Genomic DNA, 18,407 nt, shown 5'->3' with positions numbered 1-18,407 from the left:
GGCGCCGTCGATGATCATCCGGACGGGCGTGCGCCGAAAATGAGACGCCGGGGTGCCCCAGCCGCTGCCCTGCGGGCGGTGTGCGCGGACCTCGGTGGGGGAGGGGTCCCATGTCCGATCACACGTCAGAAACGCCCCGGCCGGCCGAAGCCCCCGAGCCGTCCGACCCGTCGGGGCAGGCCGGAACGTCGGAGCAGGCAGCGCTGTCGAAGGCTCCGCCGCCGGAGTCCCGTGGCACCGCTCCCGAGCCGCCGAAAGTGCCGGGATACGCGCAACAGGGCGGGCAACAGCATCCGCCCGACCCCTGGCGGCCGAGCAGTCCCCAGCCCTCCGCGCTGTCGACACTGCGCCCGGCCGAGCCCGCCGCCATCCGCGGCGTGACGCTCTGTTGCGTCCTTGCCACGGCGATGCTGAGCGCCCTGCTGCTGGGCGACGGTCTCGGCCTGAACGCGCTGATCGTCGCGGTCCCCGCGACGCTCGGGGCCTTCTTCGCCGCGCGGACCGCCGGCCGCCGCCTCCGTCCGTGGACGGCCTTCTGGGCGGTGGGCGGACTGGCGCTCCTCGCCGTCCCGGCCCTTCGGGACGCCGGATGGCCCGTCTTCCTGGCTGTCGTGTCGGCTGTCGCGCTCGGCTCGCTCGCCCTGCACGGCAGTCGCAGCTGGCTCGGGGTGTTCCTGGGGTCGCTGGGCCTTTTCAGCTCCATCGCCGACGGCCTTGCCTGGGGCGGGCGGGGCGTGCGTGCGCGGATGACGGGTTCCCGCAGGCGGTTGGGGGCCGTTCTCCGCAGCGTCGCGGTGGCGGTCGTCCTGCTCATCGTGTTCGGGGCGCTGTTCGCGAGCGCCGATGCCGCCTTCGCCGATGTGCTCGGCAGCCTGATGCCCGACGTGTCGGTCAGCGGCAGCCCGTGGCGGTTTCTTCTCTTCGTGGTCGGCCTGGTCGGCGCGCTCGCCGCCGCATACGCCGCAGCCGCTCCGGTGCGCTGGGACGGCATCACCGTCCGTCGGGGAAAGGCACGCGGGCGACTGGAATGGGCCCTGCCGCTCATCGTGCTGAACATGCTGTTCGCCGTCTTCATCGCCGTCCAGCTCACCGTGCTGCTCGGTGGATACGACAAGGTGATGGCCGAGACCGATCTCAGCTACTCCGAGTACGCCCGGCAGGGCTTCTGGCAGCTTCTCTGGGCCACCCTGCTCACGTTGCTGGTGATCGCACTCGCCCTGCGCTGGGCCCCTCGCGGGCGGGGGCGCGACCGCACTCTCGTCCGGACCGTGCTCGGCGTGCTGTGCCTGCTCACCCTGATCGTCGTGGCCTCCGCATTGCGGCGGATGGACCTCTACGTCGACGCCTACGGTCTGACCCGGCTGCGGATATCCGTGGCCGCGGTGGAACTCTGGCTGGGCGTGGTGCTCGTCCTGATCATGGCCGCCGGGGTGTTCGGCGCCCGCCTGCTGCCGCGTGCCGTCGCCGCGAGCGCGGCCGTCGGCGTCCTCGCGTTCGGACTGATCTCGCCCGACGGGCTGATCGCGGAGCAGAACGTCCAGCGGTACCGCGACGATCATTCGATCGACATCGCCTACCTCCGAGGCCTCTCGGCCGACGCCGTACCGGCCCTGGACACACTGCCCGAGCCGCTGCGCTCCTGCGCCCTCAGGGACATCGAGCGGTCGCTGCGCTCCGACCACGCGCCCTGGTACGCCACCAGCTGGGGCGAGGCACGGGCCCGGGACGTCCTGAGGAAGCGGAGTCCGGACGATCCGACGCGGTCCTGCGACGGATCGCGTACGGGTGTCGGGGGCAGTGATCGCGACGGCGACGAGAGCGATCCGTACGACCCGTACTGACCGGTCCGAGCCGGGGGCGTACGGAGCGCGGGGCCGAGAACGGGTCCGGGAAGGCAGACGGGCGCCCCGGGGTGTTGTCGGCGCCCCCATCGGCGTACGCTGACAGGCGCCATGCCGTACGAACCACCCACGCACACCGTCGAGCGCTCGCTGCGCGCTACCACTGGTGCCAAGACCGTCGCCGGTGTCGACGAGGTCGGTCGCGGAGCGTGGGCGGGACCGGTCACCGTGTGCGCGGCCGTCACCGGCCTCCGCAGACCTCCCGCCGGACTCACCGACTCCAAGCTGATCAGCCCCAAGCGCCGTGCGGAGCTGGCGCCGTTGCTGGAGCGCTGGGTCACCGCGTTCGGTCTCGGCGACGCCTCTCCGCAGGAGATCGACGAGCTCGGGATGACGGCTGCGTTGCGTCTCGCCGCCGTACGCGCCCTCGAAGCCCTGCCGGTGCGGCCGGACGCGGTGATCCTCGACGGCAAGCACGACTACCTGGGGCAGCCCTGGCGGGTCCGCACCGTGATCAAGGGCGATCAGTCCTGTATCGCGGTCGCGGCCGCCTCGGTGATCGCGAAGGTCCGCCGGGACACGGTGATGGCCGAACTGGGCGCGGATTCCGGCGAGTACGCCGATTTCGCCTTCGGGGCCAACGCCGGTTACCCGTCGCCGGTACACAGGGCCGCGCTGGAGGAATGGGGGCCGACACCCCATCACCGGCTTTCGTGGTCCTATCTCGACGCGCTGCCCAGGTGGCAGCACCTCAAGAAGGTCCGCTTCTCCGCCGAGGCGGCTGCACTGGAAAGCGGGGGCCAGCTCGGCTTCGACTTCTGATCGCGCACATGTACCCACCCGCCGACGCCCTGTGCGCCGGCGTTTGATAGACAACCACCCATGCCTCTCATCCCCGAGGAGCCTCAGATTCACGAGAGCGCCCAGGGTCCCCGCGTCACTCCGGCCGCAGGCCGCACCGCGTCGACCCCCCGTCCTGTACCCGGTCCGCGTTCAGCGGCCACGCCGCGTCCCGGTCGTCCCGGGCCCGGCCCCGCGAGGCCCGCGCCCCCGGCGCAGCGCCCGCACCCCACCTCCGACCGTCCCCGGACGGACCGGCCGGAGAATCGTTCCGCACCGCAGATCCAGCTGATCCCCGCCTCGGCGGACGGCGCACTCGACGCCGCCGACGAAGCCGTGGATCTGCTGCTCGACTCCGGCCGCGCACCGGGCGACATCCTGGTGCTCACCACCGGCGAGCAGCACCCGTGGGCCGCGCACGAACTCTCCTTCGGAGAAGCCGCCTACTGGGCGCAGCACGAGGCCGGTGACGATGTCTTCTTCGCCGGTGCCGCAGCCGCGGACCGGGTGAAGACGCGTCCGGTGGTGATCGTCGCCGTCAACGGCGGTGACGCCGTCGACGGCGCGCTGACCGGAGCGCAGGAACGTGCCGGAGCACTGCTGATCGTGTGCGGGGACCCGCAGCGGATCAACGCGGTGCTCGGCGTCGGAGTCTGATCCGCGGGACACACCGGACCGCGGTCGCCCGGCTGCCCGACAGGGCGGCCGGGCCCGCGGTCACGGGTCAGCGGGCCGCGGTGTGCCGCAGCACCTGCGTCGCACCGCCACCGGTGCGCAGCGGAGCCGGATCCCGGCCGAGCGAGGTGTCGGCGAGAGCGGACGGCTGCGAGGTGGAGCTGGGGCGGCGCCCGCCACGGCCCTCGCCCAGCACCTGCCAACCGGCCTGGGTCAGCGTGATGTACGCGCCGCACCGCAGGCCGTGCAGCGTGCAGGCGTCCCGCAGACCCCACATCCACGCCCCGTCCTCCTCCGTCCAACGCTCCTCGCCCTCACGGCAGTAGAGGAGCACTGCGGTACGGACGGGCGTGCGGCGGCGAAGATCGTGCGGGATGACCCGGCGCAGATGCGCCAGCAGCGCGTTGCGGAACTCCCAGCCGTCCGCGGCCACGGAGCGGCGGGCGAACGAAGCGCTGGCCGTGAGGCGTTCCTCATGGTCGAGTACGGCGACCACAGCGGTCGTCGGGGTCGGCCTGTGCCGGGCGTGCAGGCCGCTGACAACCTCGCGGGGGCTGCGCAGCAACGGTATGCCCGCTTCGGCCCACTCGGCCGGTTCGAGCATCCTGGCAAGACGGTTGGCGGAGTCGGCGGACGCCGACATCGAAGTGGCTGCGGACGGAGCGAATCCGAAGGTCACGATCCTCCCTTCGCATACGCGCCCATGGTGCGGGCAGGGTCGAGTGAGGGCGCACCGCGGCACAGCCCTTCCGGGCCGCGAAAGGGACTGTGCGGGGAGCGAGTCCAATTCTTCCTGGCGTACCGGCAGGCGGCAACGAGCAATTGGCACAGGTGACGGGAATCAGCCGGAATGACTCTGATATCCCTGCCCACGCCATGCCCGGATGATGCCCCCCGCCACGCCTGAACGGCGAGGACCAGCGGAAACACCCACTCCGCCCCCGCCCCACCGCGACAGCCCCGCTGCCACGCTCGGCGTCCGCCGGGCTCCCGGGAGGTCATCCGGGTGTCACGTGGGGTGGATTCGCCGATTGTCGGTGCCATCGGGTTGCATGGAGGCATGGACAACCTGGAGCTCCGCGCAGAAGCCGATGCCATCCTCGCCGAGCTCGTCGGCGACCCGGGGGGTTCGGCGCGGCTGCGGGAGGACCAGTGGCAGGCGGTGGCGGCTCTGGTGGAGGAGCGCAGGCGTGCGCTGGTGGTGCAGCGCACGGGGTGGGGCAAGTCGGCGGTGTACTTCGTCGCCACCGCGCTGCTGCGCCGCCGTGGCTCCGGGCCCACGGTGATCGTCTCGCCGCTGCTGGCGCTGATGCGTAACCAGGTCGAGTCGGCGGCGCGGGCCGGTATCCGGGCGCGCACCATCAACTCGGCCAACCCGGAGGAGTGGGACACCATCTATGAGGAGGTCGAGCGCGGCGACACCGACGTTCTCCTGGTAAGTCCGGAACGTCTCAACTCTGTTGATTTCCGCGATCAGGTGCTGCCCAAGCTCGCGGCCACCACCGGTCTGCTGGTGGTGGACGAGGCGCACTGCATCTCCGACTGGGGGCATGACTTCCGGCCCGACTACCGCCGGTTGCGGGCGATGCTCGCCGAGCTCGCTCCCGGCGTGCCGGTGCTGGCCACCACCGCGACCGCGAACGCGCGGGTCACCGCGGACGTGGCCGATCAGCTGGGTACCGGTGCCGGTGAAGCCCTGGTGCTGCGCGGCCCGCTCGATCGGGAGAGCCTGCGGCTGGGCGTCGTCCAGCTCCCGGATGCCCCGCACCGGCTGGCCTGGCTCGCCGAGCATCTGGACGAGCTGCCGGGCTCCGGGATCATCTACACGCTCACCGTCGCCGCGGCCGAGGAGGCCACCGCCTTCCTGCGGCAGCGCGGCTTCCGCGTCGCCTCGTACACCGGAAGGACGGAGAACGCCGACCGGCTGCAGGCCGAGGTCGACCTGCAGGAGAACCGGGTCAAGGCCCTGGTCGCGACTTCGGCCCTGGGCATGGGCTTCGACAAGCCGGACCTGGGCTTCGTGGTCCACCTCGGCTCGCCGTCCTCGCCGATCGCCTACTACCAGCAGGTGGGGCGTGCGGGGCGCGGGGTGGCCCACGCCGATGTGCTGCTGCTGCCGGGCAAGGAGGACGAGGCCATCTGGCGCTACTTCGCCGATACCGCCTTCCCGCCCGAGGCGCAGGTCCGGCAGACCCTCTCGGCCCTGGCGGCTGCGGGACGCCCCCTGTCCGCGCCGGCCCTGGAAGCGGCGGTGGATCTTCGGCGCACCCGTCTGGAGTCGATGCTGAAGGTGCTGGATGTCGACGGCGCGGTCAAGCGGGTGAAGGGTGGCTGGACGGCCACGGGGGCCGAGTGGGTGTACGAGGCCGAACGCTACGCGTGGGTGGCGCGGCAGCGGGCAGCCGAGCAGCAGGCCATGCGCGACTACGCGAGCACGTCCCAGTGCCGGATGGAGTTCCTGCGCCGGCAGCTGGACGACGAGGGAGCGGCCCCGTGCGGCCGTTGCGACAACTGCGCGGGGGCCTGGGCCGATACGGCCGTTTCGGCCGAGACCTTGACGGGCGCGACGAAGGAGCTGGACCGCCCGGGGGTGGAGGTCGAGCCGCGCCGCATGTGGCCCACGGGTATGCCCGCACTGGGCATCGACCTCAAGGGCCGTATCCCGGCCAAGGAGCAGTGCTCCACCGGGCGTGCCCTGGGGCGGCTCTCGGACATCGGCTGGGGCAACCGGCTGCGCCCGCTGCTGGCCGAGAACGCGCCCGATGGGCCGGTCCCGGACGATGTCCTGCAGGCCGCGGTGGCGGTCCTCGCCGACTGGGCGCGCTCCTCGGGCGGCTGGGCGCCGAATGTCCCGGACGCCTCCACCCGGCCGGTGGGAGTCGTCGCCGTACCGTCCCTGAGCCGACCGCAACTGGTCGGTTCCCTCGCCCAGGGAATCGCGGCCATCGGCCGCCTTCCCTTCCTCGGCACCCTCACGTACACCGGGCCGAGCGGTGCGCACACGGCACGCCGCAGCAATTCGGCCCAACGCCTCAGAGCGCTCTCCGGGGCGTTCGCCGTCCCCGAGGAGCTGGCCGCCTCCCTGGCCCGCACCCCTGGCCCCGTCCTGCTCGTGGACGACTGCACCGACTCCGGCTGGACCCTCGCTGTCGCTGCCCGCCTGCTCCGGCAGGCAGGCAGTGAACAGGTACTGCCCCTGGTCCTGGCCGCGGCGGGCTGAGGTCTTCCGTGGCCGTGCCACGGTGGCCGACTCGCGCCCCTGGCGTGGACGGGGTGCGGTGGTCCGTAGAGGGCGAGCGGCCCGGTTGCGACCGGCGTCACCGGGCGCGCCGGAAGCAGGCGTACGGGAAGTGGACGAGGTCAGGGAGACGGGCCGACTGAATCGTCGGCCGACGTAGTGGCCGGTGAAGCACCGGCAGTTCTCCGACCGACTACCGGATTCCCGGATCGGATGCCGACTTTGGGCGCCGCCGATGCCGTGCCGCTCAGCCCGTTGCGTGCCATGCCGTACTCCCGGGGGCGGTCGCCGGCCCCGGGCAGGGAGAAGCACGGCCCGGAATTCGTGCTGTGCCCCGGCGCGACGGCGAGCCGGGACGGGCTCGCCGCGCGCAGTGGCAGGTCCTCGGCCTCGCGGGCCAGCTCGGGGCGCCGGCCGCAGCAGGTTCGTGGCCTCGGCGGGCCGGCCGACGGCCGGCTGCTTGTCGACGAAGGTCATGGCCCCCATGCAACCCGACGGCTACGACACATGGCGAACGACTCCGCCCCCCTGTGGACAAAGTTATCCACAGGGGTCGCGGAATTTGGCCGCCCGCGGGACGGTCATGCCATGAACCAGCACCACGAATCCACCGGTCCGGCCGATGAGCAGCAGATCACCCTGCGAGGACCTGCCGAGCTCGCCGATGCCCTCCCCTATCTCATGGGGTTCCATCCGAACGACAGCGTGATCATGGTCGCTCTGCACGGCGGCAGGGGCCGCTTCGGCGGCCGGCTCAGGCTCGGCATCCCGCAGTCGCCCCAGGAATGGGAGCCCGTCGCCGAGCAGCTTGCCGAGTGCTTGATCAAGGGGAGCGAGCGGCGTGGGGAGCGCCCCGACGCGATCGTCATCTTCCTCTGCCAGGATCCCGCCGAGGGCGAGTCCGGCAGCCAGATCATGGAGCGGCTGCGGCCTCTCGCCCAGCGTCTGCGTACTGCCTGCGGCGCGCTGGACGTACCGGTGCTCGAAGCGCTCTGCATCTCTGACGGCCGGTACTGGTCCTACTGCTGCCCGGACGAGCGCTGCTGCCCGGCGGAGGGGAACCGGATGGCCATGCCGGGCACTTCGGTGATGGCCGCCGCTGCCGCCTACGCGGGCATTCAAGTACGCGGATCGTTGCGGGAGATGGAGGCGAGGCTCGCACCGCTGGAGACCTCGGCGGCGGCAGGCCAGCAACGCGCACTCGACTCTGCGGGTGCCGAGTTGATGCCCAGGCTCCTCGACGAAGCGGGACGCGAGGAGGTGGCCCGGGAGACCCTGGGCCTTGCCCGACAGCTCATGAAACGCCTCAGGGAGGCGCCGGTGGCGGCGCCCTCCGCTTCGGACATCGATGACGACCGGCTGATCAGTCATGACGAGGCAGCCGCAGTGATTCTCGGCCTGCAGGACCGGGAAACCCGCGACAGGGCCGCGGAATGGATGGAAGGTCCGGAGGCCGATTCGGCGTTGCGGCTCTGGCGCGCACTGTCCCGTCGGTGCGTGGCGCCGTACGAGGAGCATGCCGCGGCGCCACTGACCCTGGCCGGATGGGTCTCGTGGTCGACGGGCGATGAACCGGGCGCGCGAGTCGCTTTGGGCCTCGCCCTGCGGATGGATCCCACGTACACCTTTGCCCAGCTTCTTCACGAGGCGTGCAACCAGGGCCTCGACCCGGAGACCCTGCGCCGATGCCTGCGCGGGGAGCGCAGTGCGCGAACGGGGCGGCACCGGCGGCGGACGGACCGGAGCGCGCGACCCCGCGCGGCGCGGCCGGCCGCCACCCGGCGGAAGAAGGCCCCGTCCGGCTCCGCCCGTCCCGAATCGGCGGCCACCCGGCGTCGGTCCGGGCGAGCGACCCCCACCCGGCGCGTATCCGGTGGCGAGGGATGACCCGTATGCCCCGTCGCCCGCGGCACCTCGCGTCACCGCCGTGTATCGAGGTCCTCGACCGGACCTGGGCCGCCGTCGGTGTGCGGAACGCGACGACGCACCGGAGGCTGCCGGAGACGACGGTGCCGGGATGACAAGCGTTCTGGTGTTCTGCCAGGACGCGCCATGACGGACGGAGATCACGGCGACGGGAGACATGGCATGGGGAGGGTGGGAGACACGACATGCCGAAGGCCGATGAAGAGCTCCTCGAAGAGCACTGCGAAGGGAGTGTTTATCGTCAGGCAGACGACTATGATCACCGCATGCCGCCCTACGACCCGTCGACCTTCCCGCCCTTCGCTGTCACCGTCGACCTGGTCGTGCTCACGGTGCGCCGCCACGCGCTCTGCGCGCTGGTGGTACGCCGTGGTGAGCCACCGTTCCAGGGGCGATGGGCGCTGCCCGGCGGGTTCGTCAAAGCCGATGAGGATCTCGGCGCCGCAGCAGCGCGCGAGCTCGTCGAGGAGACCGGCCTGTGCGCCCAGGACCCGGCAGCTCCGGCGATCGGGAACGGCGCCCACCTCGAACAGCTCGCCACCTACGGCGACCCCGCTCGTGACCCCCGGATGCGAGTCGTCAGCGTCGCCCATCTCGCCCTGGCCCCCGATCTGCCGGCCCCACGGGCGGGCGGCGATGCGAACAGCGCGCGGTGGGCGCCTGTCGACGATCTGCTCGGGGCGGAGGGGAGCTTCGGGCACGAGGGCGAGAACCAGGCCCCGCTCGCCTTCGACCATGCGCAGATCCTCGCCGACGGTGTCGAACGCGCCCGCTCCAAGATCGAGTACTCCTCCCTGGCCACCGCCTTCTGCCCGCCGGCGTTCACGGTGGGTGAGCTCCGGCGGGTGTACGAGGCGGTGTGGGGGGTGGTCCTCGATCCGCGGAACTTCCATCGCAAGGTGACGGGCACCCCCGGCTTCCTGGTGCCCACCGGCGGGACGACCACTCGCCAGGGCGGACGCCCGGCCCAGCTCTTCCGGGCCGGTGCGGCCACCGTGCTCAACCCTCCGATGCTCAGGCCGGAAGTCTGACCTCGCGGAACGCCCACAGGGTTGGTGCTGCACGAAAAGTCGGATATGTCGCGTTATCTTTCTGCGGTACCCGCCCTGCCGCCGAGCGGTCTCACCTTCCGCGAGAGAAGCGATGCTCCAGGCCATCGGACTCACCAGCACCCCCCGCCGCGGCATTCCGGCCGCCGTGGACGATCTCACCTTCGAAGCCCGGCCCGGCCGCGTCACCGCGCTTCTGGGCGCCCCCGGCTCCGGCAAGACCGCAGCCCTCCGCCTCATGCTCGAGCTCGACCCGGGGCGGGGGGTCACCTACTTCCGGGGCAGACCGATGCACCGGATCCCGCACCCCGCGAGCGAGGTGGGCGTGCTGCTCGGGGACGTGCCGGGCCACCCCGCCCGTACCGCTCGCGGTCAGCTCCGGATGCTCTGCGCCGCCGCGGGTGTACCCGCGACACGGGCCGATGAACTGCTCGAACTCGTAGGTCTCGCCGGACTCGGGGACCAGCGCATCGGCACGCTCTCGCTCGGCATGGACCGACGCCTCGCCCTCGCCTCGGCACTGCTCGGTGATCCGCACACGCTCGTTCTCGACGATCCGGCGGAAGGCCTCACTCCGCGCGAGGGCTGTTGGCTGCACCGGCTGTTGCAGGCCCGTGCGGCCCGGGGTGGAACCGTTCTGTACACCACGACGGACCCCAAGGAGGCCGCGCGGGCCGCCGACCATGTGGTCGTCGTCGACGGCGGCCGCCTTGTCGCCGACCAGGACGCCGGGGAGTTCTCGCGGACCCGCCTGCGCCCCCGGGTCGCGGTCCGGACCCCGCACGCGGCCCGCCTCGCGGCGGTCGTCACCCGAGAGGCCCGAGCGTCCCGGCGCTCGGTCGAGGTGGTCACCGAAGCCGGTGGCCGCCTCGCCGTGTACGGCTCCACCTGCGCGGAAATCGGTGACACTGCGTTCCGCCACGGACTCCCGGTGCACCAACTGGCCGACGAGATCGACGATCCCGGCTCCATCGTGCCCCGGGGCGGCACGAGCCCCGCAGAGCCCGCGGGCTCCGTGGAACGCGCAGACCCGGCAGATCCGGCGAATCCTGGAGATCCAGCAAATCGCGCAGCCCTCGCAGGGCCTGATGGCGGCGCAGGGCCACGCGATCCGCGACCGGCCGCGAAGGCGGTGGGTCCGAATCCGGCACCACCCATCCGGCGCCGCCCGGCCCGTGGTCCGCTTCATCCGCTGCGCTATGAACTGCGCCGTCTGCTCGGCGTCAGAACAACAACCTTGATCATGACCGCTGTCCTGGTCGTCTCCGTCGGGCTCTCCGTGCTCCTCGCCCGCACCGGCCATGCTCCGTTGCCGAAGGTGCTGGCGGCCTGGCCGTCGCTGCTGCCGCTGCCGCCCGCGGCGGTCGGGGCCGGACTGCTCGGCGCCCTCTCGTTCGGTGACGAATTCCGCTACCCCGCGCTTGCCGCGGGCCGAGGCACCGTCCCCCGCCGCCTGGGGCTGCTTCTGGCCAAACTGGTGGTGTCCGCGGGCGTCGCCGTGGTGCTCGCTCTGGCCGTCGTACTGGTCTCCGCCGAAACCCTGCGCCTCGTGTACGGCCACAGTTGGGTCCACGTCCCGCCGAATCCGGTTTCCCTCGGTGCGAGTTGGGTGGCGCTGACCGTGGGCTGTGCCTGGGCGGGCCTGTTGGCCGCCGGAGTCTTCAGGGTGACGACGGCCGGCGTCGCCGCGGTGCTTGCCGTTCCTGTACTTGTCGTACCGCTTGTCCAGAAGGTGCTGATGGCGCCGGGATCCCGTCCGGTCGCCGGGCTCACGGCCCGATTCCGCGAGCTGATGTGGCCGCGCTGGCCCCATGAGACGGACCGATGGATGGCAGTCGTCGTGGGCGTCGTGGCGCATCCGGTGGGGACCGCGTTGGTGTTGTCGCTGTCGGCCCTGGTCTTCGCCTATCTGTTCACCAGCCTTCATGGCAGGGCTCGTTGGCGGTCTCAGAGCGCCGCCGGATCGGGTCAGGCCTCGTAACCTCCACGAAGACGCCCGGTTTATACCAGTAAAGCGTCAATTGGGGGGTGGGCGCCGATCACCCTTTCGTGTGCTTTTCACCAAAGACCTCAAGAGCCGGGTGAGCTGCGCCGACAAAGGATGCGTGAGTACCCTTGCGCACACCATGATGACCGCCGCCCGCTCCGCCGATTCCGGCCTCGCCGGCCCGGGTGAACTCGATCGCTACCCGTACGCGGAGGCGCCGGCCGGCGAGCGTGCCGCTCTTCGCCCCTGGGACGGCCCCGACATCGACCTCGGCCGGGTGAGCCGGCGGGGCTCGGCCAGCCGGGGCCGCGGCCTCCACGGCCAACTCGTTCAGCAGCTGGGTCAGATGATCGTTTCCGGTGACCTGGGCGCCGACCGTCCTCTGGTGCCGGAGGAGATCGGTCAGCGTTTCGAGGTCTCCCGCACCGTAGTACGCGAATCACTGCGTGTTCTCGAGGCCAAAGGCCTGGTCAGCGCCCGGCCCAATGTGGGTACCCGGGTCCGCCCCGTCAGCGACTGGAACCTGCTGGATCCCGACATCATCGAATGGCGCGCCTTCGGTCCTCAGCGCGAGGACCAGCGTCGCGAGCTCGGGGAGCTCCGGTGGACGATCGAGCCCCTCGCCGCGCGCCTCGCTGCGGGCCATGGCCGCGAGGACATCCAGCAGCGCCTCGGCGACATGGTGGAGATCATGGGGCACGCGGTCGGGCAGGGGGATGCGATCACCTGCTCCCGGGCCGATGCGGAGTTCCACTCCCTGCTCATCCAGGCGGCGGGCAATCGCATGCTGGAGCACCTCTCCGGCATCGTCTCCGCGGCACTGCAGGTCTCGGGCGGCCCGGTCACGGGCTGTGACCGCCCCGGCGAGGCATCCCTCGGCCACCACGCCCGGATCGTCGATGCCCTCGCGTCCGGCGATGCGGCGGGCGCCGAAGCGGCCATGCGTCAACTGCTCGTCGTCCACCCCGAGGTGGAGCGTGTGGTGCCCGCGCCCCGCGAGCACTGAGCACAGCACGGCCGGGGTGTGGGAGCCGCGTGTCGCCGGGCCGCCACGGTCCGGCGGCACAGTTGCGGGGTTTTTGCGCCTTTGGTCACGTTCATCGCAAATGAGGTGTGACTCGGGCCACGCGGATTGGGCGTAACACTCCTCGAAACAGTGCGATGACTTAAGAGGTGACCGCCGCGGAAGGAATACAGCAGCCATTCAGTGCGCTGTGCAGTTCTGAGGCCAAACCCGCGCCGCCGGTACATTCCCAGCCCGGTGGTCGTCGGCTCAAGCCCTTTTCGGGCCGGGCCGGAAGCCGTTTCCATCGTTCCGAGAGGTTGTTCGTGTCGGCCAGCACATCCCGTACGCTCCCGCCGGAGATCGCCGAGTCCGAGTCTGTGATGGCGCTCATCGAGCGGGGAAAGGCTGATGGGCAGATCGCCGGCGATGACGTGCGTCGGGCCTTCGAGGCTGACCAGATTCCGCCAACCCAGTGGAAGAATGTTCTGCGCAGCCTCAACCAGATCCTCGAGGAAGAGGGTGTGACGCTGATGGTCAGTGCCGCGGAGCCGTCCAAACGTGCCCGCAAGAGCGTCGCAGCAAAGAGCCCGGTCAAGCGCACCGCCACCAAGACTGTCGCGGCCAAGACAACCGTGACCAGGACGGTCGCGGCCACTGCCGCCCCGTCGGCAGAGACCGTGGACGTGGTGGCTGACGACGCTGCCGCGGCCGGCCCTGCGAAGAAGGCAGCAGCCAAGAAGACGGCTGCCAAGAAGACCGCCGTGAAGAAGACGGCGGCCAAGAAGACAGCAACGAAGAAGTCCGGAAAGCAGGACGACGAGCTCCTCGACGGCGACGAGGCGGCCGAGGAAGTAAAGGCCGGCAAGGGCGAGGAAGAGGAGGGCGAGGGCGAGAACAAGGGCTTCGTCCTCTCCGATGACGACGAGGACGACGCACCTGCGCAGCAGGTCGCCGTCGCCGGCGCCACCGCCGACCCGGTCAAGGACTACCTGAAGCAGATCGGCAAGGTTCCCCTCCTCAATGCCGAGCAGGAGGTCGAGCTCGCCAAGCGGATCGAGGCCGGTCTGTTCGCCGAGGACAAGCTGGCGAACTCCGACAAGCTCGCTCCGAAGCTCAAGCGCGAGCTGGAGATCATCGCCGAGGACGGCCGCCGCGCCAAGAACCACCTGCTGGAGGCCAACCTCCGTCTCGTGGTGTCGCTGGCCAAGCGCTACACGGGCCGCGGCATGCTCTTCCTGGACCTCATCCAGGAAGGCAACCTCGGTCTGATCCGCGCGGTCGAGAAGTTCGACTACACCAAGGGCTACAAGTTCTCCACGTACGCCACCTGGTGGATCCGTCAGGCGATCACCCGCGCCATGGCCGACCAGGCACGCACCATCCGTATCCCGGTGCACATGGTCGAGGTCATCAACAAGCTCGCCCGTGTGCAGCGCCAGATGCTCCAGGACCTGGGTCGTGAGCCCACGCCGGAGGAGCTGGCCAAGGAACTCGACATGACCCCCGAGAAGGTCATCGAGGTCCAGAAGTACGGTCGTGAGCCGATCTCCCTCCACACCCCGCTGGGTGAGGACGGGGACAGCGAGTTCGGTGACCTGATCGAAGACTCCGAGGCGGTCGTCCCGGCCGACGCGGTCAGCTTCACGCTCCTCCAGGAACAGCTGCACTCGGTGCTCGACACGCTCTCCGAGCGTGAGGCGGGTGTGGTCTCGATGCGCTTCGGGCTCACCGACGGCCAGCCGAAGACCCTGGACGAGATCGGCAAGGTCTACGGCGTGACGCGTGAGCGCATCCGTCAGATCGAGTCGAAGACCATGTCGAAGCTGCGTCACCCGTCGCGTTCGCAGGTGCTGCGCGACTACCTCGACTAGGTCGCAGGAGCACACGGACCGAGGGCCCGGATCCCCATGGGGGAGCCGGGCCCTCGGCCTATCAACGCGTGCGGTCGGCGACCGGCGGGATGACTCTGGGTGGGAATGGTTCACCACAGAGTCAGGAGTGCGCATGTCCCGTACCGTCTTCCGCGCCCTGACCGGGGCGTTCGCCCTGGTCGCTGCCGCAGCCCTGATACCGCTCGGATCTTCCGCCCGAGCGGCCGAGGACGGCATCGTCATAGGTGGCCAGCCCGCACATGTCAAAGACAGCCCCTGGGTTGTGGCACTGTCCAGCCGCGACCGGTTCGGAGCTGCGCGCGCCGGCCAGTTCTGCGGTGGTGTCGTGGTGGCGCCGAAGAAGGTGCTGACCGCTGCGCACTGTCTGAGCCGGGAGGCGCTCGGCATGGATGTCGGCAGCATGCGCGATCTGCGGATCATCGCGGGCCGCGACGCCCTGCTCGGGACCGGAGGCCAGGAGGTGCCGGTGAAGGGGACGTGGACCAATCCGGGGTTCAACCCTGCCACGAACGCGGGGGACCTGGCCGTGCTCACCCTCGCTGACGCGCTCCCCGGGAAGAGTGTGATCCCGATGGCCGGATCCGGTGACGCGGCGTACGCACCGGGCACCGAGGCGGACGTCTACGGGTGGGGTGACACGACGGGCAACAGCGACTACGCGTCGTCGCTGCGGTCCGCGAAAGTGAGCGTTCTGCCGGACGCCGCCTGCTCGCAGGCCTACTCTGGCGGCAGGAACGGCACGTACGACGCCTCAGCGATGCTCTGCGCGGGCGAACTGCTGGGCGGGTACGACGCATGCCAGGGTGACAGCGGCGGGCCGCTGGTGGCCCGTGGGCGGCTCATCGGGCTGGTGTCCTGGGGGAACGGCTGTGCTCGGGCGGGGAGCCCCGGCGTGTACACACGGATCTCCGCCGCGATCGGCTGGATGCCGAAAGCCGACTGAACGACATCACCGCGCAGGTACGAGAACAGGCGGCTCCCCTTTCGGGGAGCCGCCCGTCGGCCGGTCCGGGACCTGGCCCGTGCTCGTCGTGGATGCGAGGTGTCAGTGTTGTTCCTCTTCGGCGGCTTGGGCCTGTACAGCCGTGAGCCGGTCCGTCTCATCCTGTATTTCCGCGGCGATCTTCTTGAGTTCCGGCTCGAACTTGCGACCGTGGTGGGCGCAGAAGAGCAGTTCACCGCCGCTGATCAGGACGACGCGCAGATATGCCTGGGCGCCGCAACGGTCACAGCGGTCTGCTGCGGTCAGCGGGCTCGCGGGGGTCAGAACAGTAGTCACGTCGCCTCTTCTCTAGCTCGACGAGCTGTCGTACCAGGGTCAACATCCAACCAGGCCGAAAACGTTCCCGCTCGTGGCTTTTCTTCGAAACTTCTTCTCGAGATGGTTGTCTGTTGCCGGTTGGCGGCGAATGTGCCGTATTGCGTAGCGCTACGGTTTCGCGTTGCTTGTCTTGGTGGGATCCTCCCGGCTGGCTTGCCGGTTCGTTCATGAGGACGTGCCCGGAGCCTAAATGGTTCATGCCTGGAAGGGAACGTGATGTTCGCGTCACTCCTACGAGGGATCGAACGTGTATGCGAGGCTGGACTAGTGTGAGGGTTGTCGAAGGGTGGTGTTACAACCGCTCTACCAGGCCTCGGTACCCTCTCAGCGGCGACCGAAGCCGAGCCCGTTACCCACTGGGCCCCAAATGAAATTCAGCGAGGAGCGAACCGCGTGACCGCCGATACGTCCGTGCCGTCCACTGCGCTGCTGACCGGAGCAGACCGAGACGGTTCCAACTACACCGCGCGGCATCTGCTCGTACTCGAGGGGCTCGAAGCGGTTCGCAAGCGCCCCGGGATGTACATCGGGTCCACCGACAGCCGCGGTCTCATGCACTGCCTCTGGGAGATCATCGACAACTCCGTCGACGAGGCCCTGGGCGGTTACTGCGACCACATCGAGGTCATCCTCCACGACGACAACTCCGTGGAGGTCCGGGACAACGGTCGGGGCATCCCCGTCGACGTCGAGCCCAAGACGGGACTGTCCGGCGTCGAGGTCGTGATGACCAAGCTGCACGCCGGCGGAAAGTTCGGCGGCGGCTCGTACGCCGCGTCGGGCGGCCTGCACGGCGTCGGCGCCTCCGTTGTCAACGCGCTCTCCGCCCGGCTCGACGTCGAGGTCGACCGCAACAGCGCGACGCACTCGATCAGCTTCCGGCGCGGAGTCCCGGGGATCTTCACCGAGCAGGGGCCGGACAGCCCGTTCGACCCGGCCAACGGCCTGCTCAAGGGCAAGCGGGTACCGAAGGCGCGCACCGGCACCAGGGTGCGCTACTGGGCCGACCGGCAGATCTTCCTCAAGGACGCCAAGCTCAACCTGGAGACGCTCCACCAGCGGGCGCGGCAGACGGCCTTTCTCGTCCCCGGCCTCACGATCGTCGTCCGTGACGAACGCGGGCTCGACGGCGAGGGCAAGACCGAGGAGACCTTCCGCTTCGACGGCGGGATCAGCGAATTCTGCGAGTACCTCGCCCAGGACAAGGCGGTCTGCGACGTCCTGCGCCTGACCGGGCAGGGCACCTTCAAGGAGACCGTGCCGGTCCTGGACGAGCGCGGCCACATGACGGCGACCGAAGTCACGCGTGAGCTCGCGGTCGACATCGCCCTGCGCTGGGGCACCGGATACGACACCAACCTCAAGTCCTTCGTCAACATCATCGCCACCCCCAAGGGCGGCACGCATGTGACCGGATTCGAACGCTCCGTGACCAAGACGGTCAACGAGGCACTGCGCTCCGCCAAGCTGCTCCGCGTCGCCGAGGACGACATCGTCAAGGACGACGCGCTGGAAGGCCTCACCGCGGTGGTCACCGTGCGGCTGGCCGAGCCGCAGTTCGAGGGCCAGACCAAGGAGGTGCTCGGCACCTCGGCGGCCAACCGGATCGTCGCCAACGTCGTGGCCAAGGAACTCAAGGCATTCCTGACCTCGACGAAGCGCGACGCGAAGGCACAGGCCAGGGCGGTTCTGGACAAGGCCGTCGCGGCCGCGCGGACCCGCATCGCGGCCCGCCAGCACAAGGACGCACAGCGTCGCAAGACGGCGCTGGAGTCCTCCTCGCTGCCCGCGAAGCTTGCCGACTGCCGCAGCGACGACGTGGACCGCAGCGAACTCTTCATCGTCGAGGGCGACTCCGCGCTCGGTACGGCGAAGCTCGCCCGGAACAGTGAGTTCCAGGCACTGCTGCCGATCCGGGGCAAGATCCTGAATGTCCAGAAGGCGTCCGTCTCGGACATGCTGAAGAACGCCGAGTGCGGCGCGATCATCCAGGTCATAGGAGCTGGGTCCGGACGGACCTTCGACATCGACGCCGCTCGCTACGGGAAGATCGTCCTGCTGGTGGACGCCGACGTCGACGGCGCGCACATCCGCATCCTGCTGCTGACGCTGTTCCAGCGGTACATGCGGCCCATGGTCGAGGCGGGACGGGTCTTCGCCGCGGTGCCGCCGCTCCACCGGATCGAGCTGGTCCAGCCGAAGAAGGGCCAGGACAAGTACATCTACACGTACTCGGACAACGAGCTGCGCCAGCGGCTGCTGGAGCTCCAGCGGAAGAACGTCCGGTACAAGGATTCGATCCAGCGCTACAAGGGCTTGGGCGAGATGGACGCCGACCAGTTGGCGGAGACCACGATGGATCCGCGCCACCGCACCCTGCGGAGGATCAACATCGGCGATCTGGAAGCGTCCGAGCAGGTCTTCGATCTGCTGATGGGCAATGAGGTGGCGCCGCGCAAGGAGTTCATCACGAGCTCTGCCGCCACCCTGGACCGCTCGCGCATCGACGTCTGAGCGAAGCCGTCTCCACCCGTGGGTGGAGACGGCTTCTCCACCCACGATCAACCCCTGAGCCCATGCCCTGACCCGGCCGTTTCCGTAGCGTCGAAGGCGTTCAATCTTCCCGCACATC

At 70.1% G+C, this 18,407-nt stretch carries 13 protein-coding genes; 11 read left to right on the top strand and 2 right to left on the bottom strand.

The genetic code is table 11. The annotated features are described in order from the left end of the window. Positions 1-110 precede the first annotated feature (110 nt). From ACFV8T_RS18690 to ACFV8T_RS18680, 3 genes are all read left to right on the top strand, one after another. Entirely contained in the window at positions 111-1,841 is a 1,731-nt protein-coding gene (locus tag ACFV8T_RS18690) for a DUF4153 domain-containing protein (RefSeq protein WP_385328698.1), read from the top strand. 111 nt (positions 1,842-1,952) lie between these two features. Next, on the top strand, positions 1,953-2,663 hold the full coding sequence (locus ACFV8T_RS18685; protein ID WP_385328697.1) for a ribonuclease HII: 711 nt from the start codon (positions 1,953-1,955) through the stop codon (positions 2,661-2,663). 60 nt (positions 2,664-2,723) lie between these two features. Continuing rightward, positions 2,724-3,338, top strand: coding sequence for a hypothetical protein (locus ACFV8T_RS18680; RefSeq protein ID WP_385328695.1), 615 nt, complete (start codon positions 2,724-2,726; stop codon positions 3,336-3,338). A gap of 67 nt (positions 3,339-3,405) precedes the next feature. On the opposite strand, the gene ACFV8T_RS18675 is transcribed toward ACFV8T_RS18680, so the two are convergent. Further along, entirely contained in the window at positions 3,406-4,035 is a 630-nt protein-coding gene (locus ACFV8T_RS18675) for a hypothetical protein (RefSeq protein ID WP_385328694.1), read from the bottom strand. A 381-nt stretch (positions 4,036-4,416) separates the two neighbouring features. Here ACFV8T_RS18675 and ACFV8T_RS18670 point away from each other — a divergent pair, with 381 nt between their 5' ends. The 7 genes from ACFV8T_RS18670 to ACFV8T_RS18640 all read left to right on the top strand — a co-directional run bounded on the left by ACFV8T_RS18670 (position 4,417) and on the right by ACFV8T_RS18640 (position 15,397). Beyond that, positions 4,417-6,576, top strand: coding sequence for a RecQ family ATP-dependent DNA helicase (locus ACFV8T_RS18670; protein ID WP_385328693.1), 2,160 nt, complete (start codon positions 4,417-4,419; stop codon positions 6,574-6,576). A gap of 606 nt (positions 6,577-7,182) precedes the next feature. Further along, positions 7,183-8,481 (top strand): DUF4192 domain-containing protein, encoded by a 1,299-nt coding sequence (locus ACFV8T_RS18665; RefSeq protein WP_385328691.1) that lies wholly within the window; start codon positions 7,183-7,185, stop codon positions 8,479-8,481. A 305-nt stretch (positions 8,482-8,786) separates the two neighbouring features. Next, a complete protein-coding gene (locus ACFV8T_RS18660; protein ID WP_266427721.1) occupies positions 8,787-9,551 on the top strand; it encodes an NUDIX hydrolase in 765 nt (254 codons plus the stop codon). Between the two features lie 112 nt (positions 9,552-9,663). Beyond that, the gene (locus ACFV8T_RS18655; protein ID WP_385328689.1) at positions 9,664-11,550 is read left to right on the top strand and encodes an ATP-binding cassette domain-containing protein; all 1,887 of its coding nucleotides are present in this window, start codon (positions 9,664-9,666) and stop codon (positions 11,548-11,550) included. A gap of 124 nt (positions 11,551-11,674) precedes the next feature. Further along, entirely contained in the window at positions 11,675-12,562 is an 888-nt protein-coding gene (locus ACFV8T_RS18650) for a FadR/GntR family transcriptional regulator (protein ID WP_385328688.1), read from the top strand. Positions 12,563-12,885: 323 nt separating this feature from the next. Next, a complete protein-coding gene (locus ACFV8T_RS18645) occupies positions 12,886-14,433 on the top strand; it encodes an RNA polymerase sigma factor (RefSeq protein WP_114249338.1) in 1,548 nt (515 codons plus the stop codon). Between the two features lie 133 nt (positions 14,434-14,566). Then, positions 14,567-15,397, top strand: a complete 831-nt coding sequence (locus ACFV8T_RS18640) for a S1 family peptidase (protein WP_385328686.1) — start codon at positions 14,567-14,569, stop codon at positions 15,395-15,397. A gap of 102 nt (positions 15,398-15,499) precedes the next feature. On the opposite strand, the gene ACFV8T_RS18635 is transcribed toward ACFV8T_RS18640, so the two are convergent. Next, positions 15,500-15,733, bottom strand: coding sequence for a hypothetical protein (locus ACFV8T_RS18635; RefSeq protein WP_024489001.1), 234 nt, complete (start codon positions 15,731-15,733; stop codon positions 15,500-15,502). A gap of 435 nt (positions 15,734-16,168) precedes the next feature. Here ACFV8T_RS18635 and ACFV8T_RS18630 point away from each other — a divergent pair, with 435 nt between their 5' ends. After that, positions 16,169-18,289 (top strand): type IIA DNA topoisomerase subunit B, encoded by a 2,121-nt coding sequence (locus ACFV8T_RS18630; RefSeq protein ID WP_385328684.1) that lies wholly within the window; start codon positions 16,169-16,171, stop codon positions 18,287-18,289. The last annotated feature ends 118 nt before the right edge of the window (positions 18,290-18,407 follow it).

The organism is Streptomyces sp. NPDC059832 (genome assembly GCF_042731715.1).
Taxonomy (GTDB): domain Bacteria; phylum Actinomycetota; class Actinomycetes; order Streptomycetales; family Streptomycetaceae; genus Streptomyces.
The sequence above is the reverse complement of the archived record's forward strand: the minus strand, read 5'-3'. Positions and strand labels throughout refer to the sequence as shown.